We start from the raw sequence: 24,776 nt of genomic DNA, 5'->3' as shown, positions 1-24,776 counted from the left end.
CTCTTGCTCAAGCAGGAGAGGCGTTTTTTTATAAAGAGATAAATGGTTACAGGTTCTTCACCAAAGCCCACACCAGGTTCAGCCAGCCGGCAATGAGAAACAAACCTCCTATAGGAGTGATGGCGCCCATCCATCTAATACCCGTGAGGCAAAGGATGTACAAAGAGCCGGAGAAAATAAGAATACCTATGAGGAAGCAAATACCTGAGACTCCCATGCCGGTTGCCGCCGGATACTGGCTCATGAGCACGCCCACTAGCAGCAGGCCCAAGGCATGGTACATCTGATATTTTACAGCCGTCTCAAAAGTTTCGGTGCGGCCGGTCTCAGTGAGTAATTTGGCCAGTCCATGTGCCCCGAAGGCGCCAATCATTACGCCCAGTCCGCTCAGCAGAGCGCCCAGGATCAATATCGTTTTAATGGTCATGCTAATGTTTTTCGGTTAAAATACTTTTCCAGAAGCACCGCTTGTAAAGCAGCTAGGCCAAAGCAAACAAATATACCAAACCCTGCTAAAAACATACTTTCACCTAGTGAAACAGACTTATTGTTGTTTAATAAAGTGAAAAATAAATAGCCTGGAAGCAAATAGGATAGAGTAGCTACAATACCTATCCTTAAAAGGTGGTCATATGTGATTGCCTGTAAATAATTAAAATACCTATTAATAAAAACTGCCACTGGGGTAGTCAATACAAATAGAAGGATATAGGTTAATACCGGATAATGGTTGTGGATGGATATCTGATATACTTCCTCCAGCAAAAGGGAGAGTTGTATATGGAATATAACTGTCAGTCCCAGAATCAGGCCTATAGTGGCACAGATGGAGTACTTAAAATAAACGGTGAAAGCCATTTTAATATCAGGTACTGATTATTGTAACTGATAATTCCGGTTGCCGAAGATGGCGCTGCCCACTCTGATCATGGTGCTGCCCTCGGCAATGGCCAGTTGGTAATCTGAGCTCATGCCCATGGAAATTTCTTTGAAGTGCGGCGCATTAGGGAAGAACTCGTCTCTTAAAGCCTCAAAGTAGCCCCGCAAACGCGCAAATTCCCTTTGCAGGTGCTGCTCATCATTGGTGTTGGTGGCTACGCCCATGACGCCGCAGATACGCACGTTCTTTAATTGGCTGTATTCCGTAGACCTCAGGATCTGCCGGGCTTCCTCCAGGTCCAACCCGAATTTGGTTTCCTCCTCCGCGATATAGAACTGCAAAAGGCAATCAATGACCCGGTTATGTTTTTGGCCTTGTTTATCAATTTCATGCAGTAAACGCAAACTGTCTACCGACTGGATGAGGTGCACAAACGAGGCGATGTACTTCACTTTATTTGTCTGCAGGTGCCCGATCATGTGCCACTCCACATCAGGCGGAAGAAGGGGCTGTTTGGCCGTCATCTCCTGGGCTTTGTTCTCCCCGAAGGCTCGCTGCCCGCCGTCATATGCCTCCCTGATCAACTCCACCGGGTGGGTTTTAGACACGGCAATAAGACGGCAGTTGGTCCCGCTCAACCGCTGCTGGAAATCTTGTATTTTTTCTTCAATTGTCCTCATCAATCTTCTAACGCATTGGTGAAAAAGGTGTTTTTGAGCAGAAGCCACAGCAACAGCAGCACAATGGCCCAGCGCAGGTAAATCTGGTAATAGTCCCGGGTGTCGCGGTAACGGGTTTCTTTGATCTCGGTTTTCTCCAGGCGGTTGATGCGCTGGAAGATCTCGGTGAGGGCCCCGGCATCCTGCGCCCGGAAGAACTGCCCCTCAGCCAGAGATGCAAGTTGCCGCAGCGTCTTTTCCTCCAGCCCGGTCTGTATGGTCACCATCTTGCCGGTAGAATCAGCCTCCATCTGCACGGTTCCTTCCCGGCCAATGCCCACTGTGTACAGCTTCAGCTGGAAAGCGTGCGCCAGCTGGGCAGCCAGTTCCGGGTCCAGGCTGCCGGCGGTGTTTTCCCCGTCGCTGATGAGAATGCAGACTTTTGATTTGGCTTTGGACTCCCGCAGACGGTTGATGGCTACGGCCAAAGCGCTACCAATGGCGGTACCGTCCTCTGAGACCATGCCCAGCTTGATACTCCGGATGCTTTCCCGTACCAGTTCGTAGTCGGTGGTGAGGGGGGCGAGGGAGAAGGCGCGGCCCGCGAAGACAACCAGCCCGATTCTGTCCTGCACCCGGCCGTTCACAAACTGCAGGGCCACCTCCTTGGCTGCTTCCAGGCGGTTGGGTAGAAAATCGGTCAGTTCCATGGAGCCTGAGACGTCCATGACCAGCACAATGTCAATTCCCTCAGAAGAGAGCTCCACGGTTTCATCGGTTTTCTGGGGCCGGGCCAGAGCCACCAAGACCAGCATCAGAAACAGACCAAACACCACATCGGGGAGGTAGCGCAGGAGACCCGTCCAGTGCCATGTTACGTTACCCTCGAATAAAGCCACATCCATTTTCCGGCGGAATCGCACCGTGAAAAGCCACCGCAGCAGGAACAGCAGCGGCACCAGCAGGAGCGCGTACAAATAGCCCGGGTTGGCCCAGTCAAAGGACTGCCAGGTGCGCCAGGAGAACCAGTTCAGGTTGAGCCAGGAAAAATCAGCGGGAGCTTGCCACATTGCGCAGGGAGTCTCTGATTAAAACATACCGGTGGCCGGCAAAATCGGCTAGCTGGCTTAAAGAGTCGGCCACCTCGGTTTCATCATCCGAGATGATGTTGCCGTAGATGGCGCGGTCGCAGACCTTAAGGGCGTTGCTCACCCGTTCGTCTTCTTCGTAATAAGAAGCAATTTCCTTCGTGGTAAAGGAGTTAATCTCCGTGTCTTCCAGCTTGGTTAAGTAATTCTTCCACAAAGTGATAGCTCTTTCCAGTTGATCCAGAGTTTTACCTCTCTGGAAACGCTCTTTGGAAGTCTGGAAACGGGACAAGAACTGGTGCTGGTCTTTCTGGAGCACGTACAGTTTGTATCGGTTGTTGATGCTTTTGCCAAACAGAACCCATACGCCGCCAATCAGAATAGAGCCCGCCACAAGACCCATAATCCAGTACACGTAGTTGAACTGCTCGGGCACGGGTTGCAATTGCGTGGCAGATTTCAGGGGCAAAGGATCAGGGACGGAAGTGACATACTGTTTTACGAATACTGAGTCTGGCGACGTGACAATTTGCAGGGTGTCGCCGCTATGAAATAACTGGGCCGTAACCTGGAGCGACTGCACTGGCTTCAAACTGAAGGTGCGTAAAACGTAAATAGTACTGTCTGTGCTGATGCCTTTGGCAGTATAGGTGGGGTGGAATTCCTTGCGAACCAGTTCAAAAGGCGCAAAGGAGAAAGAGGTATCCGGGAAAACCACCTCGGCCTGCGGGGCGTGCCTGGAGCGCAGCACATATTTCACCGACTGGCCAATTTCCACGGAGTCGCGCAGGAAAAAGCCTTCTACCTTTATTTTTGGTAGCTGAGCCCAGGTAAAGAATGGAAACAGGCAGAGCAAAAGCCAACCTGTCTTTTTAAGTAATTGCGACAATGTCTGTTTTTATAGGTTCACCGCCTGACACAAGGCCAGCCTTTTGCCCGTTTTATATTTGTTGTTTGTTTTCAGCCTGACAGCGAAGCCTGTTTTTGGGTCATTATTCCAAAAACTGGCATTAAACATAGCCTCAGGTGCTCAGGCACTCCGTTTCATGGTTCTGTTACGGGCCCTGAACAGGTTCACCAGTTGGGGCACGTAATCTTGGTCCACAAAGATGGGCAGGAAATCTGCCTGGTACTGGCGGCATAGTTTTATCAGCCGTTCCTGGTTCCGGGCGTAGGGGATCAGGTACCGTTCCCTGAAATCCTTGGAGGAGGTATTCACCCAGATGGTTTTGCCGGTCTCTTTGTCCTGCAGCGGAATAATGCCCAGCTTAGGAAAATCAATCTCCCGCTTGTCCATGAGCTGCAGCACAATAAGGTCATGTTTCTTGGCCAGCATGATGAGCTCGCGCTCGTAGTTCAGGTCAATGAAATCCGAGATCAGGATGATAATGCTTTTGCGCTTCACCACGTTGAGGCAAAGTTTGATGCCTGCTCCAATGTTGGTTTTAAGCGATTGCGGCTGCAGCAAGGCCAGGGTTTTGATGAGGCTGTAGGCGTGTTCGTTGCCTTTGCCCGGCTTCACATAGCGCTCTTTGCCATCACTGAAACAGATCATGCCCAGTTGGCTTCCTTGTTTCAATGCAGACAAAGCCAATATCCCGCTGATTTCCTTCCCGATGTCCATCTTCTGCAGCCCGGGCGCGCCCAGGGCATGGGAGCCGCTCACGTCCAGGAGCAGGAACACGTTCTGCTCTTTTTCCTCGCGGTAGGTTTTCACGAAGGTGCCGTGGCCTTTGGCCGATACGTTCCAGTCAATGGACCGCACGTCATCGCCGTACTGGTAGGCGCGCACATCATCAAACTCAAGCCCAGAACTCTTGAAGACCGATTTGAAGTCGCCCTGCATCTGGGCGTCAATTGCCTTTCTAATCTGTATCTCGTACTTTCGTAGCTTCCTGACCAAGTCTTTCATAGCCTCTGAAGATTTGTGCCGCCTTAAAATTACCCAAACTTACGAACAACCGCGTGAAAAAACGTTTGTGTCTCCTTTTGCTTCCGCTTGCGCTGCTGTCCTGTACCCCCGAGCCAGAAAAACCAGCCGATTTGATTCCTGAGGAGAAGATGACCCGCATCATGATAGACGTTCACCTCACCGAGGCCGCCATTGGTCGCACTATCCACCATTTTGACTCCTCCAGGGTAGCGTACCGCGAGGCCCACAAGCTGATCTTAAAACGCCAGGGTGTTACAGACAGTGCGTTCAAGCACAGTTATGACTATTACCTTTCCGATCCTGCCAAAATGGACAAGATCTACGAGGCGGTGTTAGACAGCCTTAGTCTGCGTGAGGCCAAACTGACCAAAGCCGGCGCGCAGGAAGCCCCGCAACCAGTTGCTCCTCCAACACCATCGCCAGATACTGCCAAGGCCAAAACCCTTCAAAAGTTCAAACGCCTGCCGCTCGTAGATTCTTTGAAGGCACGCCAGCAGCGGGCCCGAAAGATGATCAAATAAGCCTTTTGCCGTTGGGCACGTTGGCCTGGGGTTGGGCCAGCACAATATGGCCTTCCTCATCCTCAAAACCGGTCACCAGCACTTCAGAGAGCCAGGGACCTATCTGCTTCTTAGGAAAGTTGGTGACGCAGATGACCTGTTTGCCCACCACCTCTTCTAACGTATAGCGGTTGGTTATTTGTGCGCTGGACTTCTTTATTCCCAACTCGCCTAGATCCACCCAGAGTTTATAGGCTGGTTTGCGGGCCTGGGGGAAAGCCTCGGCCTGGACAATGGTGCCCACCCGCAGGTCCACGGCCATGAATTGCTCCCAGGTGATGTTATTTTCCATGTTCTTTTTGCGCCTAAGTTAAGTGGTGAGGCTGTAAGGGACAAATACGGGCCAGGCTCAGTAGAAACCTCTACCTTAAGGACCCGTATCCAAAGAGGCGGTGCTTCTGTGGCGGCTGCTTCTATCTAGACCTCACCAAACTATGAAAAACAACACGGGTACAACTTTATCGGTTTGGCAGCCCGGCGTGGAGATGCCGGTTACCCAAACCCTGAACACCAACGTCACCACCGATGTCTGTGTGGTGGGCGCGGGTATATCTGGCCTTACCACGGCTTACCTGCTGGCCAAAGAAGGCAAGAAAGTAGTGGTGGTAGATGCCGGGGAAATCTGCGGCGGCGAAACCAGCCGTACCACCGCCCATCTTTCCTGGGCCCTGGATGACCGCTATTCCACCCTCATCAAGGTCTTTGGTAAAGCGCAGGCCCTGCTGGCCTATGAAAGCCACAGCGATGCCATCCATAAGATTGAGGAGATCATAAAAGACGAGAAGATCCAGTGTGATTTTGAATACCTGCCCGGCTACCTCTTCCTGGGTGCCACCGATACCGAGGACCAATTGGACCAGGAACTTGCTGCCTGCCATGAACTGGGCATCATGGATGTGGTGAAATTGAAGCAGTGCCCCTTGCCCAGCGTGAGCGAAGGGCCATGCCTCATGTTCCCGCGCCAGGCGCAGTTCCACCCGGTGAAATACCTGTCTGTGCTGGCCCGCTACATCCTGGACCACGCCGGGGAGATCTACACCAACAGCCACGTAAAGGAATTTGACACTGGGAGGGTGCACCGCGCCATCACCGATGCTGGTTTCTCCGTCACCGCCAACCATCTGGTGGTTTGTACCAACACCCCGGTGAACGACCAGGTGACCATGCACACAAAGCAGGCGCCCTACCGCACTTACGTAATTGGCGCCCGCGTGCCTACTGGCAGTGTTCCCAAAGCCTTGTACTGGGACGATTCTGATCCTTACCACTATGTGCGGCTGGGCACCGTGGCCGGCGAAGAGAACCTGGAGTCTGAGATTTTGATTGTGGGCGGCGAAGACCACAAAACCGGCCAAAGCAAAGGCGATGAAGCCGAACGTTTTGACTGCCTGGAAGAGTGGACCAGCAAGAAGTACCCCATGGTGCAGGACGTGGTATTCCGTTGGTCTGGCCAGGTGATGGAGCCGGTGGACTTCATGGGCTTTATAGGGCGCAACCCCGGCGACAGCAAGCATGTCTACATTGCCACCGGCGACTCTGGCCACGGCATGACCCACGGCACCATCGCGGGTATCCTCATCACCGACCTGATCATGGAGCGGGTGAACCCATGGGAGAAACTCTATGACCCCGGCCGCGTCACCTTCTCCACCGATTCAGCAAAGGAGTTCCTGAAAGAAAACCTCAACGTGGCAGGCCAGTACCTGGATTGGGTGAAGCCCGGCAACAAGGAGGAAGACACCATTGCGCCTGGTACTGGCATAGTAGTGCAGAAAGGCGTAAGCAAAGTGGCCATCTACGCCGATGCCCAGGGAAACCGCCACGAATGCTCAGCGGTGTGTACGCACTTGGGCTGTATTGTGCACTGGAACAACGTGGAGAACTCCTGGGATTGCCCTTGCCACGGCTCCCGCTTTGACCCTTACGGGAAAGTAGTAGCCGGCCCGGCGCCTAGAGACTTGGAGAAACTATAGTCTAATTAGTTTCTAGCGATTAGTTGTTAGTTTTTAGTGATGAGTTCCGAATACCATACACCGGAATCATACCGTAGTTAGCAGGCTTGCAAATAGCCTATAAAATAAGAAGAGCCTGGCAGATGATACTTTCAGGCTCTTCTTCTTTTATAGCAAAACCATTTTCAGGCTCTTTTACTGAAATTAGCCTAAAAACTAAACACTAAAAACTAACAACTACTTATAAGCCTCCAGTTGTTTTAGTCTTAACTCAACTGAGGCAATCCACTCCAGTTGCTGGTCTTTGTCAAGCCCGTGGCGGCTTTCGCGGTCGTAGAGATCCTGCTCCTTGTGCCATTTCTCAAAGGCCTCGCTGGCGTATCTGTTCAGGTCTGCGGCGCCGCGGTTACAGGCGTTGGGCAGTTCCTTCAGGCGCTTGCGCAGTTGCCGGGCGTGGAGCTCGGTTAAGTCAAAGTGCAGTTGCTCATGGGCCAGCAGCATTACAGAGGTTTTGTTCCGGGTCCAGGATTCTTTGGGGTTGAAAACAGCCTCTACTTTAAACTTGAGCTGGTTGTTCTCGCATTTCACCTTCATCTCCATATTGGTGGAAGTGAGGGCGTGGTGTTGGTTTGTGGGCGCGGGACTGCCCGCGAAGTCATCCCAGGTTAGACGCTTCTGCACCGTCCAGGGGATGTCAATGGTGGGGGCAATCGGTTTAGGGTTAGTATCAGGAAAAGCGGCTAAAAACAGCGTGCTGATCCAGAGCGGTAGAAAGTAAAACGACATAGCTGCTGCGGTAACACACTCCCAACCAAAAGGAGTTTCCTCCTATCACAACTAAGTTATAAAAAAATTATTGCGGACTCAGTTTTCTGAACCGGAAAAATAGCAGCAGCGCCGCAATGGTAAGGCCCGTAAACAACCCAAGCCAGATGCCCACGGCGGCTAAATCCAGCCAGAAGCCCAGGGCAAAACCTATTGGCAAGGCAATAAGCCAGTAGGAAAACAGGGAGATCATACTGGGTACTTTCACATCCTCCAGCCCGCGCAAAGCGCCAAGCCCCACCACCTGCACGCCATCAGATAACTGGAAAACCGCCGCAATGATAAGCAGTTTAGAGGCCAGCGCGTGAACCGCCATATCCTTCACATATAAATGCGGAATCAGGTCCTTGCCCAGGATGATCAACGTGGCGCTGCCAGCCATGAAGAGGGCACCCAGGATCAGGCTGCTGTTGCCGGCCACGTGCGCACCGTGCAGGTCACCGGAGCCGCGCAGTTTGCCCACCCTGATGGTGGCCGCCGCCGAGATGCCGCTGGCCATCATGTACGTCACCGAGGCTACGTTCAGGGCAATCTGGTGCGCCGCCAGATCACGGGCGCCCACCCAGCCAATCATCACCGCAGAGAAACTGAAAGCCCCCATCTCAAAGATCATCTGCAGCGAGATAGGTAAGCCGATCTTGAACATGCGGGTCATGTGGGTCCAGGAAATATGCTGGCGGCGCATGTAATGCCGGTACCGCGCAAAACGGGGAGAAAAGTAAATGAAGGCCGTCATCATGATGGCCATGAGAACCCGCGAGATGAACGTGGCCCAGGCTGCTCCGTTCAGGCCCAAGGCCGGCAAGCCCAGTTTTCCGTAGATGAGTACATAGTTCAGGACCACATTCACCACGTTGGCGAAGATGGAAATGTACATAGACTGCCTGGTAAGGGAAAGCCCCTCGGCAAACTGCTTGAACGCCTGGAACACCATCAGCGGCACCATGGACAAAAACAGGATGTTCACGTACGGGATGGCCAGGCGCACCACCTCCTGAGGTTGGTTCAGATAGGCAATAAAAGGAGAGAGGCCCCAGAACGCCAGAAAGAGCAGCACGCCCATTCCGGTATTCAGCACCAGGCCATTGAGCAGGATCAAGGCAATGCGGGTGTGGTTTTTCCGGCCATCGGCGCGGGCTACCAGGGGTGTGATGCTGAAGGAGATGCCCAGGCCAAACACCAGCGTGATGGTGAAGATACTGTTCCCCAAGGAGGCAGCCGCCAGCTGCGCCGTCCCAATACGGCCCGCCATCACGCTGTCGGTCACCGTTACCAGGATGTGCCCTAGTTGGCTCAGGACCACCGGGTAGGCCAGCCAGAAGGTACTTTTATAATGTTCGCGGTATTGGGTGGAGAAAATCACGGGCAAATTTTTAAAACAGGCCGCAAAGCTACGGCTATTTTCCCTATCCCTTAGGACAAATGTCCAATACGCAAAGAAGTGCTGGAAACCACTTCTGATTATCTGCTAAAGAAGGAAAACAACGTGTTTTAAAAATGTGACCGTTTTTTACCTGATTTTACTAAAAGGCCGCTAAAATGCTGTGAGATTCTATTCAGCCGAAATAAGGAATTTTAGCCCATCGCCGGGGTAGGGCCGATAGCCAAATTGGATATTTGAGTGTCAAAATTCTCCAGAAAAGATTTACGATGACCAGGATTTAGGAAACAAAAGCTTTCAGGCGGAGCATGGCGCTTTCCAGCACTTCCTCCGGCAAGGCGAAAGACATCCGCACGGCACCGGGCATGCACATCTTGGTAGCGCACAGCACCTCCAGGCCCACCTGGTCTTTGAGCGCCGCGGCCCATTCCTCAACCAACTGGAAAGGCGAAGTCGGGTCCTGAGGCTGCAGGCAACCGTCTACTTGCAGGGTGAAGTAGTACCCGGCATCTGGCACGGTGAATTTAAGTTTGGGCATTTGCTCGAATTCCTGGATTACGCGCTGTCGCCTAACGTCCAAATCTGTTCTAAAATGCTGCCAGATCTGATGCCGATTTTGGATAGCCGCGGCAGCGCCGGCCTGCAGGAAAGGCGATACCCCCGAAACAAGTTTATGCTGCAGTTCGGTGGCTTTGTGCAGAATATCAAAGGGCGCGATGAGGTAGCCTATTCGCCAACCAGACATGGCAAAGGACTTAGAGAAACCATTCACTACGGCTACTCTATCTCGCAGATGCTCAAAGCGTAAAAAGCTGTTGACTTTTCCCTCGTAAGCAAGACCGTCATATATTTCATCTGAGAGCAGGTGCAGGTTAGGGAACTCCTCCAGCAGATGAGCCACCTGCTCCAACTCGGCCAGTGAATATACTTTTCCCGTGGGGTTGCCGGGGTTGGTGAGGATGAGCAGTTTGGTGTCTGGGGTGATTTTCTGGCGCAGGTTCTCCAGGTTGATTGCGTAGCCTTCCTCGGGGTTGGCCTGTACGGTCACCAGTTTCCCGCCGCTCTGCCTGATCAGTTCCGGGAAAGCAAACCAGTACGGGGCCAGGGCCACCACCTCATCGTTGGGATGCAGCAGGCTTTGCAGGTACAGGTGAATGGCGTGTTTGGCGCCATGCGTGATCAGGATCTGTTCGGCAGGAACGGGTAGATTCTCGTCTTCGAGGTACCGCTGAGCCAAGGCGTACCGCAGCTCGGGCAGTCCTTCATTGGGACCATAGTACGTGTTGTGGCGGCCTACGGCTTCCTGCATGGCCATTACGGCCACAGCGGGGGAGTGAAAATGACTGACACCTAAATGCAGCGGAATGACATCCATTTTGATGGTTGATTGTTAGTTGTTGATTGCTAATGGGTGATGGTTTGGATTTGCGATAAAGTTAGTTGGATTAAATAAATGGTCAAATCTTGGTGCAAATCAGATGGAAATTCTTTGTCTAACCTGTTTTAGGCTTGTTTTCAGCAAAACAGGCTACTATCAGGATAAACAAACGGACTATAGACCAACAATCAACAATCAGGAATTAAACCGGTCTCAGGAGAACATCAGCGAAGCCGTGGCTGGGGTCTGTGAACACGTCCTGTACCGTGAAGCCGCAGGCCTTGGCCATTTCCTCAACCTGCCGTAAAGAGAATTTGTAAGAGTTCTCTGTATGAATAGCCTCCCAGGCCTCAAAAGAGAAAGTCTGGCCCAGCGCCCCTATGTACACCTCCTGGTTTATTTTGCTGATAAGGAAGCTACGCATGGTGCCTTCCAGTGGGTCATACTCTGCGAAATGCTGGAACTGGTCCAGGTCAAAGTTGGCCTGCAGCTCTTTGTTAATGCGGTGAAGCAGGTTCAGGTTAAAGGCTGAGGTCACGCCAGCGGCATCGGCGTAGGCGCGGCGCATTTTCTCAGGGTCCTTGCGCAGGTCCAGGCCCAAAAGAAAAGCATCTTCGGGGTTCAGGCTTTGGCGCAGGGTACACAGGAATTTGCGGGCTTCGTCCAGGTCAAAGTTGCCGATGTTGGAGCCCAGGAACAAAACCACTTTGCGCTGGCGCTGGTTTTGGTTCAGCCATTCCAGGCCTTGGAAGTACTCGGCGGCCAGGGCTTGCACGGGCAGCTTGGGCCAGCGGTGGTGCAGATCCTCCAGAAGCAGGTTTAGTTGGTCATCAGAGATATCCAGGGGCACGTAGGAGAAATCTGCTTGGGAGGCTACCAGTTCAGCCAGGAGCAGTTTGGTTTTGTAGGCGTCGCCGGCGCCCAGATCCACCAGCTGGAAAGGCGTGTGGGTATCCATGGCGAAGAGGATTTCCTTCCTTTGCTTTGACAGGATCTGGTGCTCCAGTTTGGTGAGGTAATACTCCGGCAACTGCATGATCTGCTGAAAAAGCTGGCTACCTTTGGCGTCATAAAAGAATCTGGAAGAAAGCCTTTTGGGGCTTTGGTTAAAGCCTTGCATGACGTCCTGGGCCAGGCCGTTATCATCAGACACACGGGTGGGCAACAGGTCAATCAGGCGATTATGGGTAGAGGTGAAGGTCATAGGTTAAGTTGTAGTTTATCTTTTGGCCAGCCTGATGCCGGTGAACTGCCAGCGCTTATCGGCGTGGAAAAAGTTACGGTAGGTGGGCCTGATATGGCTTTGTGGCGTGGCGCATGAGCCGCCGCGCAGGACCATCTGGTTCACCATGAATTTGCCGTTGTACTCGCCAATGGCGCCAGGCGCCGTCACAAACCCCGGATACGGAAAATAGCCGCTGTAAGTCCATTCCCAAGTATTTCCCAGGAGTTGCGCTGCCTGTTCAGAATCCTCAGGGAAGTTGCCCGGCACCGGATGGTACAAGCCGGTTTCCATAAAATTGCCTTCCTTTAATGGATTGGCATGGAGCTGTGCCAGCGCCTCCCACTCAAACTCGGTAAGGAGCCGGTGCCCGCTCCAGTTCGCGTAGGCCAGGGCTTCGTAAAAGCTGATGTGCGTGACGGGGGCCTCAGGGTCAACTTTCTCCAAACCGTGCAAGGTGAAATGATACCATTCCCCATCTTGCTTTGTCCAATACAAAGGCGCTTGCCATCTCTGCAGCTGACAGAGTTGCCAGCCTTCGTCCAGCCAGTAAGAAAATTCGGTGTAGCCGCCGGCTTCCATAAAAGCGAGGTACTCGGCATTGGTAACCAAGATTCGGCGGGCATGGAACTCGGCGAGGTAGACCTGGTGCGGCTGCTGTTCATTGTCAAAGCAAAAGCCATTGCCCTGGTACCCGATGGTGTAGAGGCCAGCCGGTACGGTGCTCCACTCGTTTTGGGGCTTCTTTGAGAAAAAGGAGCCCAAAACGGTTTCAGCTTTGGATTGATAGGCGGGTAGCAGCGGGTTGCAGCTCAGGATGTATTTGATATCAGTGAGAAGCAGTTCCTGGTGTTGTTGCTCGTGCTGTAGGCCCAGTTCCATCACCGCGGCTAATTGCGCGTTTTGCAAAAGCTCCTCGTTCCATAACACCTTTTCCATTTCTGCATCCACGTGCCGGCGGTAAGCGTAGATGTCCTTCAGCGGCGGCCGCGACAAAGTGCCCCGGTCTGAGCGCGCGATGCGGCTGCCCATGCTGTTATAGTAGGAATTGAAAAAGAAGGCGTACTGCGGATGGAAGGCTCGGTACCCTGGTAGGTTTGGAAGCAGGATAAACGTCTCAAAAAACCAGGTGGTGTGCCCCAGGTGCCACTTAGGCGGACTCACATCGGCCATGGGTTGCATCACGGTATCCTCGGGGGTGAGGGGAGCGCAAATGTTTTCGGTCTGCTGCCGGATCGCCCGGTAACGGATCAGCAAATCAGTGACGCCGTTAAGTGTGGAGGAAGCCATGGGAATTATCGTATTTACCCCTACTAAACTAAAAATAAACCGAAAGGTTGTACCTTCACCTGCGAGATAAAAAGTATATGCCTTTTGTTTTAACTCCGTTTTTACGGGAACTGTCCTTTAAGTTTGATGCCCGCACCTCGCGCGGCGCCATGCAAACCCACCTGGCGCATTACATACGGGTGCACCACACTGATGCACCCCAGGTGCAGGGCTGGGGTGAATGCTCCCCGCTACCAGGCCTCAGCCCCGATTATTCTCCTACCTTCCACAAGTTGCTGGAACGCATCTGCCAGAAGTACAACGACCTGCAACTGGAGGCACCTGAAACGGAAGAGTCTCTGGCTTTTTGGCAAACCCTCGGCGCCTGGCCCTCTATCTGCTTTGCCGCAGAGACGGCTTGGGTTGACTACCTGCGCGGCGCCAAACGGATGCTGTACAACACCCCGTTCTCCCGGTCTGAGAAAGGCATAAGAATAAACGGACTCATATGGATGGGTGATCTGGCGTTTATGCGGGAGCAGATTGAGAAAAAGATGGCCCAGGGCTTCAAGTGCCTTAAACTGAAAATTGGAGGCTTAGACTTTGCCCAGGAATTAAAGATCCTGAAAGAAATAAGAAGCATAGCCGGGCCCAATGACCTGGAATTGCGCCTGGATGCCAACGGCGCTTTCTCGCCCGCCAATGCCGAGGAAAAGCTTCGGGACCTGGCCGCTTTCCACATTCACTCGCTGGAGCAACCCATCAAGGCAGGCCAGTTGGAGGAGATGAAGCTGCTGTGCGAAGTGTCGCCATTTCCCATTGCCTTGGACGAGGAACTGATTGGCATCTCCGGCGAGGAAAACAAATGGAACCTGCTCAACCTGATCAGGCCCCAGTACATTATCATCAAGCCCACGCTGGTGGGCGGTTTAGTGAGTAGCCGCGAATGGATTCAGGTAGCTACCTCCTTAGGCATTGACTGGTGGCTTACCTCGGCGCTGGAATCAAACATCGGGCTGAACGCCATTGCCCAGTTCGCCTCTGACCTAAATAACACATTGCCGCAGGGCCTGGGAACCGGCCAGCTTTACCACAACAACTTCGCCTCGCCACTGGAGATCAGGGGAGAGGAACTCTGGTATAACCCGGAGAAAACCTGGGAATTCCCGAAGTGAGTGAGTGAGTGAGTGAGTGAGTGAGTGAGTGAGTGAGTGAGTGAGTGAGTGAGTGAGTGAGTGAGTGAGTGAGTGAGTGAGTGAGTGCTTTTTTAGGGCAATTCCTTCAAAATAAGGTCAAAACGCGCCTTATTCTCCAAGCAGTTTCTTGACCAATTTAGGTACGCCCACAGTAGCTTTCTCCTGGATGATGGTGAAGTTGCGGCGATGCGAGATAGGTGGGGTATTGGGGTCAATGAGGTAGATGGGAGTATCATGCGGGGCGTACGAAATCAACCCGGCGGCGGGATATACCTGCAGCGAAGTGCCTATGATGAGCAGATAATCTGCGTGCATGGTTTCCTCGGCGGCCTTTTCTATGAGCGGCACAGCCTCCCCAAACCAGACAATGTTGGGCCGCAGCTGGGATCCTTTTTCGCAGAGATCACCCAGGTTCAGTTCCCAGCCCGTCATGGGGTAAACCAGGTTCTCGTCTTTGGTACTGCGGCTTTCAAACAATTTGCCGTGCAGGTGCAGGATATTGGAAGAGCCGGCGCGCTCGTGCAGGTCATCCACGTTCTGGGTAATAATCTGCACGTCATATTTCTGCTCCAAGTCTACTAGGGCTTTGTGGGCTGCGTTGGGTTCCACGTCCAAAGCGCTCTTCCGGCGCAGGTTGTAGAAGTCCAGCACTAGTTTGGGGTTTTTCCGCCAACCTTCCGGCGAAGCCACTTCCATCACGTCATGTCCTTCCCAGAGCCCGTTGGCGTCCCGGAAAGTCGCTAAACCACTTTCGGCGCTGATGCCGGCGCCGGTCAATACCACAATTTTCTGTTTCATATTAACCGCTGGTAAAAAGTGCCACAAGCCTAAAATACGGAAAACTTTGAAAAAGAGGAGCCCCGCTTTAGGCCTGTTTCTTTAAAAACAAACCCAAAACGGGGCCCAGTCCATTTATTCTGTCAGGCTTTTTCCGGTGTTCTACTTTTACTCCGCTTTCTTTTTGGGAGCGGCTTTCTTGGTGGTTGTTCCTTTGGTACCAGTGGCTTTTTTGGCGGCCGGCTTCTTAGCCGCCGTCTTTTTAGCGGCGGTAGCATCGGCGGCCGGGGCCGCTTTCTTCTTGAATCCGCCCCGCGCTGGTTTATCCGGAGTAGCTTCGGCCAGTTCCAGGCATTGCTGCAGGGTCAACTCAGAAGGCTCCTGACCTTTGGGAATTTTCACGTTCTTCTTGCCCACGCAGATGTAAGGCCCAAAACGGCCGTTCAGCACCGTTACCTCAGGGTTCTCCGGGAACGTCTTGATCATCTTCTCGGCATCAGATTTGCGCTTGGCTTCAATCAACGCGACTGCCTCAGACTCGGTCACCAGCAGCGGATCCAGGTCTTTGGGCAGTGAGTAGAACTTGCTGTTGTGCTGGATGTAAGGTCCAAACCTCCCGATGGCGGCTTTCATGTCCTTGCCTTCAAACTCACCTACCACGCGCGGCAGCTTGAACAATTCCAAGGCTTGCTCCAGGGTGATAGACTCAATAAAGGTCCCTTTGCGCAGGCTGGCGTACACGGGTTTTGCATCGGTACCTTCCACTTCCTCACCTAGCTGCACGTACGGTCCAAAGCGACCTAACTTAGCAATCACCTTCATGCCTGAGACAGGGTCCACTCCCAGTTCACGGGCGCCGCTCACAGTGGAGCGCTCCACGTTGGCACTGGTTTCAATGGTTTGATGGAAACTTGAGTAGAAGTTATCCAGCATCTTGTCCCACTGCTTTTTACCGGCGGCAATCTCATCAAATTCTTCTTCTACGCGGGCGGTGAAAGAATAGTCAATCACGCTCTCGAAATGGGATACCAGAAAGTCGGTCACCACCATGGCGATGTCGGTGGGGAAAAGTTTGGCTTTCTCAGCACCGGCCATCTCGGTTTTCTTCTGGGTAGAGATCTGGCCGTTCTCCAGGGTGAGCACGTTATAGGCTCTTTCTTTTCCTTCGCGATTGTCTTTTTCCACGTAGCCGCGCTTCTGGATAGTGGAGATGGTAGGCGCGTAGGTAGACGGGCGCCCGATGCCCATCTCCTCCAGTTTCTTCACCAGGCTGGCCTCGGTGTAACGGGGAACCGGACGGCTGAAACGCTCCGTGGCCTGCAGGCGCTGCAGGTTCAGGGCTTGCCCCTCGGCCAACGGCGGCAGCATGCCTTTCACGTCATCATCGGCTACGTCGTCATCGTCGGTAGACTCGGTGTACACTTTCAGGAAACCCTCAAAGCGGATTACTTCGCCGGTAGCTACTAATTTCTCTGGCTGTCCGCTGATGTTGATGGTAGCAGTGGTTTTCTCAATCTCGGCATCGGCCATCTGCGAGGCAATGGCGCGCTTTCGGATCAGATCATACAAGCGCTGCTCGTTTCGGTCAGAGCTCACCTGGATGGCGGCAAAGTCCGTGGGCCTAATGGATTCGTGGGCCTCTTGCGCAGATTTCGATTTGGTCTTGTACTGGCGCGTTTTCACGTAGTTTTCGCCAAAAGAGCGCGAAATCTCCGCCGCGGCTGCGTTGATGGCATCCTGCGACAGGTTCACTGAGTCGGTACGCATGTAGGAGATCTTACCTGCCTCGTAGAGGCGCTGGGCCACCGTCATGGTCTGGGCCACGGAGAATGACAGCTTGCGGCTAGCCTCCTGCTGCAGGGTAGAGGTGGTAAACGGTGGCGCGGGACTGCGTTTAGTAGGCTTTTTCTCAAGACTCTCAATAGAGTAAGAAGCGCCAATGCAACGCTTGAGGAAATCCTCCGCCTCGGCCTGGGTTTTGAAACGAGTATTCAGTTCCGCCTCCATGCGTTTGCCACCTGCGTCAAACTGGGCCACCACCTTGTAGGCAGAGACCGCTTTATGGCGCTCAATCTCGCGTTCGCGCTCCACTACCACACGCACAGCCACCGACTGCACACGCCCAGCAGAAAGGCCGGTCTTTATTTTCTTCCAGAGCACCGGGCTTAACTCAAAACCCACCAGGCGGTCCAGCACGCGGCGGGCCTGCTGGGCATTCACCAGGTTGGTGTCAATGGAGCGTGGGTTCTCAATGGCGTTCAGAATGGCGTTCTTGGTGATTTCCCGGAACACAATGCGGCGCGTCTTGGCCTCATTGAGGTTCAGGGCTTCAGACAAGTGCCAGGAAATAGCTTCTCCCTCGCGGTCCTCATCGGATGCTAACCACACCGTCTCGGCCTCCTTCGCTAGTTTTTTCAACTGCGCGATCACTTCCTTTTTATCGGGGCTGACCACGTAGGTGGGCTTGAAGCCGTTCTGGATGTCAATGGCGTTATTGTCTTTGGGGAGGTCGCGCACGTGCCCGAAGCTGGATTTTACAATAAAATCCTTCCCCAGGTACCCTTCAATGGTCTTGGCCTTAGCCGGCGACTCCACAATCACTAAGTTTTTTATCATATGGGAATAGAGCAAAGCAGTGCCCAAAATTTTTTCAAAGATGTAGTAATTTTTTGAGACAATCCAACCACTATCTTTATGCCGATTGTTCCCATGAGGTAAAAGAATATACCTTAGGGGGGTAAAAAAGTTTTTAAGTATACTTATCGCATGAAGAATCTCCTATTAATGCGGCATGCCACTGCGGCAGACAAAGCGGTTGAGCAATCAGACTTTGACCGGGAAATCACCTTATTTGGTCAGCGGCAGGCCGGTGAGGCGGGCCTTTGGCTTAAACAGCAGGGCCTGGTGCCGGAATTGATCCTGTGCAGCAGCTCCCTCAGGACCCAGTTGACGCTTGAGAATCTTTTGGAAAGCCTGGGGCAGAAAGTGCCCGTGCAGATGGAGCGCGTGATCTATTACGGTTCTGAGCGCGACCTGCTGGATCTGGTGCACGGCGTGGACGATGAGGTGGATACCCTGCTTTTATTGGGGCATAACCCTACCGTTTCTTTTTTCGCCTCGCAACTGGCCCATGAGGAAGTGTCTTTTAGCCCGGCCTCCATTGCGCATTTACAGTTCAACGGGTATTCCTGGGAAAACTTGCGGGCGGGTACCTGCAAGTTACAGGCGGTGTACCGCGAGTAAACTGGCTTTAGGGCCTTTTTTCCTGAAAAGGAGCCAGAAACAGCAGAATAGGCTTATAATTATTTGTAGTTTAGCGGCTCGCACCACACCAAGAAATATTTTTTCTTTTTTCTGTAACCTATGGCAGCAACTATCGTATCGGTCATCAACCAAAAAGGGGGGACGGGTAAAACCACCACTACAATCAACCTGGGAAGCGCCCTGCAAAAACTGGGTAAACGCGTGTTGTTAATCGATCTTGATCCCCAAGCTAACCTCTCATATTCATTAGGAATTACAGAGCCGTCCTGCACCCTCGCGGATGTTTTCACCGGTAAGGATAAACTGACCAACTGTATCCAGGAAAAGAACGGCCTTTTTGTGGCTCCGGGCTCCAATGAGTTAGTGGATGTGGAGATCTCCCTGGTGAACCATGAGGAACGGGAACGTTTTTTGCAGCATTTATTAAAAGAGGTGAAAGGCTATGATTACATCCTTATTGACTGCCCGCCCTCTTTGTCGCTGCTAACGGTGAACGCCCTGGCAGCCTCCCGCGAAGTGCTGATTCCCCTGCAGATGGAGGTGCTCACCCTGCAAGGATTGGGGCAGATCCTGAACACGGTGCAACAGATCAAAAAGACCCTGAACCCCAAACTGAAGGTGAAGGGCATTGTGGTAGTCATGTATGACAAACGCCGCAAACTGAGCACCGAGATTGAGGATTACCTGAAGGAGAACGTGGATGAATACATTTTCCAGCAACGCATCAGGCTGAATGTGAAACTGGCCGAGGCGCCCTCATTTGGGCAGAGTGTGATAGATTACGATGCATCATCCTACGGGGCTAAGGATTATTTGGGATTGGCCAAGGAATTTGTCACTATTCCATAGGCAGGGCATTTTCAGAAGTCTTGTATTTTTTGTAAATTGCGAGGATGTCTGAGTTAGTGGACATCAGAAATAAACAGACCGGCAAACTTTTTTGCCACAGAAGATAAAAACGCTCTTCAATACATTATAAGATGGCTTTAGGTAAAAACTTGAAACTCAACAAGGATAAACTGATTGGGAAGACGGAGGCCGAGACAACTGCTGACACACCAATGGATGCCGTTGCCAGTGAGCCGGCAGTAGCCCCGGTGCCAGAGCGGCCTGAGGAAACGCCTATACAGGAACAAACCACCCCGGTGGCGGACTTCCCTTTGGCCGTGGAAAATGGGAAATCCACAGTTGCTAAAGCCCGTGCAGGAGGAAAAACATTGGAGAAAACAGATAGATCAGATAAAAATCTGCCGGATGTGGGAGCAACAGACCAGGCCCGGAAAAGCAATTCGCCGCGCCAGTCTACCCAGACCCAGGATTCAGACTATATTAATGAGCAGCTTAACCGCGTGCTCTATGCCCTTGACGCCTTTAAAAAAGGAGACGTTTCGGTGCGCCTTACAAAACAGAATAACGATATCTTTTCAGAGATAGCCGAAGCCTACAACTCCATGGTGGAGATGATTGGTGGGGTAGGTGGTGAGGTGTCACGTATCTCTAAAGTAGCCGGGGTGGAGGGTAACCTCAAAGCCCGTGCCTCTGCTGAGAGCGCCTCCGGTTTCTGGAAAGACATGATCAATAACATCAACGGCCTGGTAGACTCCATCGCCGTTCCGGTATTGGAGGTAGGTAAGGTACTGAAGAACATCTCGCGGGGTAACCTGGACGAGACGTTCCAGATTCCAGTGTCCGGTGACTTCAAGGTCATGGCCGAAACCATCAACCGTACCATTGACAACCTGAACCTATTTGCCGGTGAGGTAACCCGGGTGGCCCTTGAGGTAGGTACCGAAGGGAAACTGGGTGGACAGGCCTCCGTGCCAAACGTAGCCGGTATCTGGAAAGAACTCACTGATAATGTGAACGCGATGGCGTCTAACCTGACCCTTCAGGTACGGGACATCGCGAAGGTAACTACGGCGGTGGCCCAGGGTAACCTGGACCAGAAAGTAACAGTGGACCTGAAAGGGGAAATGCTCCAATTGAAAGAGAACATCAACCAAATGGTGGACTCTTTAAACATCTTCGGGGACGAGGTAACTCGGGTAGCCCGTGAAGTGGGTACCGAAGGAAAATTAGGTGGACAGGCCAAAGTGCCTAACGTAGGCGGGGTTTGGAAAGACCTCACAGACAACGTGAACACCATGGCCAGCAACCTTACCTCCCAGCTCCGTGACATTGCCAACGTAGCAACCGCGGTGGCGAAAGGTGACCTTACTCAGAAGATCACGGTAAACGTGAAAGGCGAGTTGGCCGAGCTGAAGGACAACCTGAACCAGATGGTGGACTCCCTCAACATCTTCGCTGGCGAGGTAACCCGTGTGGCAAGAGAGGTAGGAACCGAAGGTATCTTGGGTGGCCAGGCCAATGTGCCAAAAGTTGCCGGCGTTTGGAAAGAACTGACTGACAACGTGAACTACATGGCCTCCAACCTTACCCTGCAGGTACGTGACATCGCCAACGTGGCGACCGCGGTAGCGAGGGGAGATTTGAGCCAGAAAATCACCGTTGGGGTAAAAGGCGAGTTAGCCGAGCTGAAGGACAACCTGAACCAGATGGTGGACTCCCTCAACATTTTTGCCGGTGAGGTAACCCGTGTGGCGCTTGAAGTGGGTACCGAGGGTAAACTGGGTGGACAAGCCGCAGTACCTAACGTAGCCGGTACCTGGAAAGCGCTTACAGATAACGTAAACTCCATGGCATCTAACCTGACGCTGCAAGTGCGGGACATCGCCAACGTAGCAACCGCAGTAGCGAAAGGTGACCTAAGCCAGAAAATCACCGTTGACGTGAAAGGCGAGCTCCTCCAGTTGAAGGACAACTTGAACCAGATGGTGGATTCCCTGAACATCTTTGCTGGTGAGGTAACCAGGGTAGCCCGTGAGGTGGGAACCGAGGGTAAACTGGGTGGACAAGCCGCAGTACCTAACGTAGCCGGTACCTGGAAAGCGCTTACAGATAACGTAAACTCCATGGCGTCTAACCTGACGCTGCAGGTACGTGATATTGCCAACGTGGCCACAGCGGTGGCGCGTGGTGACCTGAGCCAGAAAATCACGGTTGACGTGAAAGGCGAGCTCCTCCAGTTGAAGGACAACCTGAACCAGATGGTGGACTCCCTGAACATCTTTGCCGGTGAGGTAACCCGGGTGGCAAGAGAAGTAGGTACTGAGGGTATCCTTGGTGGCCAGGCCAATGTGCCTAACGTGGGTGGGGTTTGGAAAGACCTTACCGATAACGTGAACTACATGGCGGGTAACCTTACCTCGCAGGTACGTGACATCGCCAACGTAGCTACAGCGGTAGCAAGAGGAGATTTGAGCCAGAAGATCACAGTTGACGTGAAAGGCGAGCTGCTTGAACTCAAAAACAACCTGAACCAGATGGTGGATTCCCTCAACATCTTCGCCGACGAAGTAACCCGTGTGGCAAGAGAGGTAGGAACCGAAGGTAAACTGGGTGGTCAGGCTTCAGTGCCGAAAGTACGCGGTACCTGGAAAGAGTTGACCGATAACGTGAACTCCATGGCCTCCAACCTGACGCTTCAGGTACGTGACATTGCCAACGTGGCAACCGCCGTAGCGAAAGGGGATCTGACCCAGAAAATCACGGTAGATGTAAAAGGTGAGTTGTTAGAGCTGAAGAACATCCTCAACCAGATGGTGGACTCTTTGAACATCTTCGCCGGTGAGGTAACCCGGGTAGCCTTGGAAGTGGGTACGGAAGGTAAACTGGGCGGACAAGCGGCTGTGCCAAACGTGGCAGGAACCTGGAAGATGCTGACCGATAACGTGAACTCGATGGCCTCCAACCTGACCTCTCAGGTGCGTGACATCGCCAACGTAGCGACAGCGGTAGCGAAGGGTGACCTCAGCCAAAAAATGACGGTAAATGTGAAAGGTGAAATCCTTCAACTGAAAGATATATTGAACCAGATGGTGGACTCCCTCAACATCTTTGCGGGTGAGGTAACCCGCGTGGCGCTTGAGGTAGGTACCGAAGGTAAATTGGGTGGCCAGGCAACGGTACCTAACGTAGGTGGGGTTTGGAAAGGCCTTACTGAAAACGTGAACACCATGGCGTCTAACCTGACGCTACAAGTACGCGACATCGCCAATGTGGCGACCGCGGTAGCGAAAGGGGATCTGACCCAGAAAGTAACTGTGGGTGTGCGTGGTGAGTTAGCCGAGTTGAAGGACAACCTGAACCAGATGGTGGACTCTCTTAACATCTTTGCCGGTGAGGTAACTCGGGTGGCGCTTGAGGTAGGTACCGAAGGTAAGTTGGGTGGCCAGGCTTCCGTGCCGAATGTGGCCGGGGTTTGGAAAGACCTTACCGATAACGTGAACACCATGGCTTCTAACCTGACAACTCAGGTACGTGGGATCGTGAAAGTAGTAACCGCGGTATCAAAAGGTGACCTAACCCAGAAACTTACCCTGGAAGCTAAAGGCGAATTGGCAGATTTGGCAGACACCATCAACAGCATGGTGGAAGACCTTAACCGCTTAGCGGGTGAAGTAAGCCGGGTGGCCAGAGTAGCTGGTGTGGAAGGTAAACTGACCGAGCGTGCCACGGTACATGGTGTATCTGGTAGCTGGAAAGAACTGGTAGATACTTTGAATGACCTGTTAGAGTCTATTGTAACGCCGGTTCTGGAAGTGTCACGTGTGGTACGGTCTATCTCTGAGGGTGATTTAACCCAAAAAGTGGAGATCCATACCGCTGGTGATATTCTGGCCATGTCTAACGCCTTGAATTTGGCGGTTGACAACCTGAATGCCCTGTTAGGCGAGATCAATGATTCTTCTCTCATTGTGGGTTCGTCTTCTGAAGAGATGGCGGCCAAAGGATTGGAGATGAACCGGGTAACGGTAGACGTAGCCTTGGCCATGCAACAAATGGCGGAAGGTGCGCAGAACCAAGCCTTGAAAACAGACCAGGCCTTCAAACTGATTGAGGAAATCATGAAGGCAACGAAAGAAACTGCTAACAAAGCCGATGTGGTGAACCGTTCAGCGGTGATGGGTGAGGAAACTTCCCAGCTGGGTCTGAAAACAGTGGCCGAGGTGGTGCGTAACATGGAGGAGATTTCTTCTTCCGCTGCCCTGACTGCCAAAACCATTGAAGTATTGAGTACCCGCAGCCAGGAAATCTCCAAATCACTGGGCGTAATCACAGATATTGCGGCTCAGACCAACTTGCTGGCCTTGAACGCGGCCATTGAGGCGGCCAGAGCAGGTGAGGCAGGACGTGGTTTCGCGGTAGTAGCCGAGGAAATCCGGAAACTGGCCGAAGGCTCCCGTAAATCAGCGAGTGAGATTAGCACCCTGGTAGACGATGTGAAGAAAGATACATCTTCCGCCGCCGCCGCTATCGCAACCATGGAAGGCCGGGTATTGAAAGGAAAGAATGCCACGTTTGAAGCATCCGGCGCCTTTAAAAACATTGCGACTTCCAGCGGTGAGACACTGCGCAGTGCCCAGGACATTCTGGTGTCTACAGAAGTGCAGAAAACCTCCATTGGAGACGTAGTGAAATACGTGGAAGAGGTGGTAGCCATTGCGGAACAGACGGCCTCCGGTACCCAGCAGGTAGCAGGAACCGCTAAGCAATTGTCGGCGTCCATGCAAGAGCTGACTTCTTCCAGCCAGCGTCTGAATGACATCGCTGATGACCTGCAGATCAGTATCTCTGCCTTCAAACTTGTAAATGGCAACCTCGTTTTCCCTAACCGGAATACGCGCAAATTATCGGCGGTACCAGCTGCCCGTAAGCGCTCTTTTACCGGTGATGACGCAAACGACGTTGATTTTGACAAAAAAATAGGTGGCAAGAAGTCGCTTAAAAACAGAGATCTTGACTAATGGAATCTCAGAACATCAGAGATAAAAAGGATAAAGTAGCAGAGGAGAGGGTGCACCTGATTGTCTTTAAGTTAGGCAATGAGGAGTACGGGGTACGGATTGACCAGGTAAAGGAAGTAACCATTACTCCGGAAATTACCCGTATGCCCAAAACCCCATCCTTTATCAAAGGAGTTTCTAATATCAGGGGTGATATCATAGCCATCATGAACCTGGAAGAGCGCTTTAGAATTGAGCGCCCTTCCGGGGAAATTCCTACGCATTCCTACACCCTGGTGATGGAGGCCAAAGACTATACCATGGGCTTTATTGTGTATGAGGTACCGCAGTCCCTGACTTTGCCGGTTTCCAACATAGACAAAGCGCCCTCGTTTATCCAGGACATCAACATCAATGAAAACTTCATTGAAGGCATTGGGAAGCATGAAGACCGGCTCATTATTGTGCTGGACATCTTCAAGATCCTGACCTCAGATGAGGTGTTACAATTGAAATCATAGTGCTTACTTTTTGACCTCATTACTT

20 protein-coding genes are annotated in these 24,776 nt (G+C 52.5%); 7 read left to right on the top strand and 13 right to left on the bottom strand.

Going from position 1 to position 24,776, the window contains the following annotated elements; genetic code table 11:
* Window positions 1–46: 46 nt before the first annotated feature.
* The 5 genes from J3P35_RS13360 to J3P35_RS13340 all read right to left on the bottom strand — a co-directional run bounded on the left by J3P35_RS13360 (window position 47) and on the right by J3P35_RS13340 (window position 4,539).
* Window positions 47–427, bottom strand: coding sequence for a DUF423 domain-containing protein (locus tag J3P35_RS13360; RefSeq protein WP_210465078.1), 381 nt, complete (start codon window positions 425–427; stop codon window positions 47–49).
* A 449-nt stretch (window positions 428–876) separates the two neighbouring features.
* On the bottom strand, window positions 877–1,560 hold the full coding sequence (locus J3P35_RS13355) for a YggS family pyridoxal phosphate-dependent enzyme (protein WP_210465077.1): 684 nt from the start codon (window positions 1,558–1,560) through the stop codon (window positions 877–879).
* Window positions 1,560–2,609, bottom strand: coding sequence for a VWA domain-containing protein (locus J3P35_RS13350; protein ID WP_210465076.1), 1,050 nt, complete (start codon window positions 2,607–2,609; stop codon window positions 1,560–1,562). The genes J3P35_RS13355 and J3P35_RS13350 overlap by 1 nt, the downstream gene beginning before the upstream one ends.
* A complete protein-coding gene (locus J3P35_RS13345) occupies window positions 2,590–3,516 on the bottom strand; it encodes a hypothetical protein (RefSeq protein ID WP_210465075.1) in 927 nt (308 codons plus the stop codon). The genes J3P35_RS13350 and J3P35_RS13345 overlap by 20 nt, the downstream gene beginning before the upstream one ends.
* 141 nt (window positions 3,517–3,657) lie before the next feature.
* Window positions 3,658–4,539 (bottom strand): DUF58 domain-containing protein, encoded by an 882-nt coding sequence (locus tag J3P35_RS13340; protein ID WP_210465074.1) that lies wholly within the window; start codon window positions 4,537–4,539, stop codon window positions 3,658–3,660.
* A gap of 77 nt (window positions 4,540–4,616) precedes the next feature.
* On the opposite strand from J3P35_RS13340, the gene J3P35_RS13335 reads away from it, so the two are divergent.
* Complete coding sequence (locus J3P35_RS13335) at window positions 4,617–5,081, top strand: DUF4296 domain-containing protein (RefSeq protein WP_210465073.1); 465 nt, start codon at window positions 4,617–4,619, stop codon at window positions 5,079–5,081.
* Here J3P35_RS13335 and J3P35_RS13330 read toward each other — a convergent pair.
* Window positions 5,074–5,412, bottom strand: coding sequence for a tRNA-binding protein (locus J3P35_RS13330; RefSeq protein ID WP_210465072.1), 339 nt, complete (start codon window positions 5,410–5,412; stop codon window positions 5,074–5,076). The two genes, J3P35_RS13335 and J3P35_RS13330, sit on opposite strands and share 8 nt — an antisense overlap.
* Before the next feature lie 142 nt (window positions 5,413–5,554).
* Here J3P35_RS13330 and J3P35_RS13325 point away from each other — a divergent pair, with 142 nt between their 5' ends.
* On the top strand, window positions 5,555–7,093 hold the full coding sequence (locus J3P35_RS13325; RefSeq protein ID WP_210465071.1) for an FAD-dependent oxidoreductase: 1,539 nt from the start codon (window positions 5,555–5,557) through the stop codon (window positions 7,091–7,093).
* A gap of 216 nt (window positions 7,094–7,309) precedes the next feature.
* On the opposite strand, the gene J3P35_RS13320 is transcribed toward J3P35_RS13325, so the two are convergent.
* The 5 genes from J3P35_RS13320 to egtB form a co-directional block, all read right to left on the bottom strand.
* Complete coding sequence (locus J3P35_RS13320) at window positions 7,310–7,858, bottom strand: DUF922 domain-containing protein (protein WP_210465070.1); 549 nt, start codon at window positions 7,856–7,858, stop codon at window positions 7,310–7,312.
* Between the two features lie 67 nt (window positions 7,859–7,925).
* On the bottom strand, window positions 7,926–9,260 hold the full coding sequence (locus J3P35_RS13315) for an MATE family efflux transporter (protein WP_317195382.1): 1,335 nt from the start codon (window positions 9,258–9,260) through the stop codon (window positions 7,926–7,928).
* A 298-nt stretch (window positions 9,261–9,558) separates the two neighbouring features.
* Window positions 9,559–10,653, bottom strand: a complete 1,095-nt coding sequence (locus tag J3P35_RS13310) for a pyridoxal phosphate-dependent aminotransferase (RefSeq protein WP_210465069.1) — start codon at window positions 10,651–10,653, stop codon at window positions 9,559–9,561.
* Between the two features lie 205 nt (window positions 10,654–10,858).
* Window positions 10,859–11,860 carry an L-histidine N(alpha)-methyltransferase gene (egtD, locus tag J3P35_RS13305; RefSeq protein ID WP_210465068.1) on the bottom strand — a complete coding sequence of 334 codons (1,002 nt, stop codon included), beginning with the start codon at window positions 11,858–11,860 and terminating at the stop codon, window positions 10,859–10,861.
* Between the two features lie 15 nt (window positions 11,861–11,875).
* The gene (egtB, locus tag J3P35_RS13300) at window positions 11,876–13,168 is read right to left on the bottom strand and encodes an ergothioneine biosynthesis protein EgtB (RefSeq protein ID WP_210465067.1); all 1,293 of its coding nucleotides are present in this window, start codon (window positions 13,166–13,168) and stop codon (window positions 11,876–11,878) included.
* 77 nt (window positions 13,169–13,245) lie between these two features.
* On the opposite strand from egtB, the gene J3P35_RS13295 reads away from it, so the two are divergent.
* Window positions 13,246–14,322 carry an o-succinylbenzoate synthase gene (locus J3P35_RS13295; RefSeq protein WP_210465066.1) on the top strand — a complete coding sequence of 359 codons (1,077 nt, stop codon included), beginning with the start codon at window positions 13,246–13,248 and terminating at the stop codon, window positions 14,320–14,322.
* A 129-nt stretch (window positions 14,323–14,451) separates the two neighbouring features.
* Here the strand turns inward: J3P35_RS13295 and J3P35_RS13290 are convergent, their stop codons facing one another.
* Complete coding sequence (locus J3P35_RS13290) at window positions 14,452–15,141, bottom strand: SIR2 family NAD-dependent protein deacylase (protein ID WP_210465065.1); 690 nt, start codon at window positions 15,139–15,141, stop codon at window positions 14,452–14,454.
* 147 nt (window positions 15,142–15,288) lie between these two features.
* Window positions 15,289–17,736, bottom strand: coding sequence for a type I DNA topoisomerase (gene topA / locus J3P35_RS13285; protein ID WP_210465064.1), 2,448 nt, complete (start codon window positions 17,734–17,736; stop codon window positions 15,289–15,291).
* A 150-nt stretch (window positions 17,737–17,886) separates the two neighbouring features.
* Between topA and J3P35_RS13280 the strand changes: the two genes are divergently transcribed.
* The 4 genes from J3P35_RS13280 to J3P35_RS13265 all read left to right on the top strand — a co-directional run bounded on the left by J3P35_RS13280 (window position 17,887) and on the right by J3P35_RS13265 (window position 24,751).
* Window positions 17,887–18,363, top strand: coding sequence for a SixA phosphatase family protein (locus J3P35_RS13280; RefSeq protein WP_210465063.1), 477 nt, complete (start codon window positions 17,887–17,889; stop codon window positions 18,361–18,363).
* 120 nt (window positions 18,364–18,483) lie between these two features.
* A complete protein-coding gene (locus J3P35_RS13275) occupies window positions 18,484–19,233 on the top strand; it encodes a ParA family protein (protein WP_210465062.1) in 750 nt (249 codons plus the stop codon).
* A gap of 149 nt (window positions 19,234–19,382) precedes the next feature.
* The gene (locus J3P35_RS13270; protein WP_246850210.1) at window positions 19,383–24,251 is read left to right on the top strand and encodes a methyl-accepting chemotaxis protein; all 4,869 of its coding nucleotides are present in this window, start codon (window positions 19,383–19,385) and stop codon (window positions 24,249–24,251) included.
* The gene (locus J3P35_RS13265; protein ID WP_210465061.1) at window positions 24,251–24,751 is read left to right on the top strand and encodes a chemotaxis protein CheW; all 501 of its coding nucleotides are present in this window, start codon (window positions 24,251–24,253) and stop codon (window positions 24,749–24,751) included. The genes J3P35_RS13270 and J3P35_RS13265 overlap by 1 nt, the downstream gene beginning before the upstream one ends.
* The last annotated feature ends 25 nt before the right edge of the window (window positions 24,752–24,776 follow it).

It is taken from the genome of Rufibacter roseolus (genome assembly GCF_017916365.1).
GTDB lineage: Bacteria > Bacteroidota > Bacteroidia > Cytophagales > Hymenobacteraceae > Nibribacter > Nibribacter roseolus.
The sequence above is the reverse complement of the archived record's forward strand: the minus strand, read 5'-3'. Positions and strand labels throughout refer to the sequence as shown.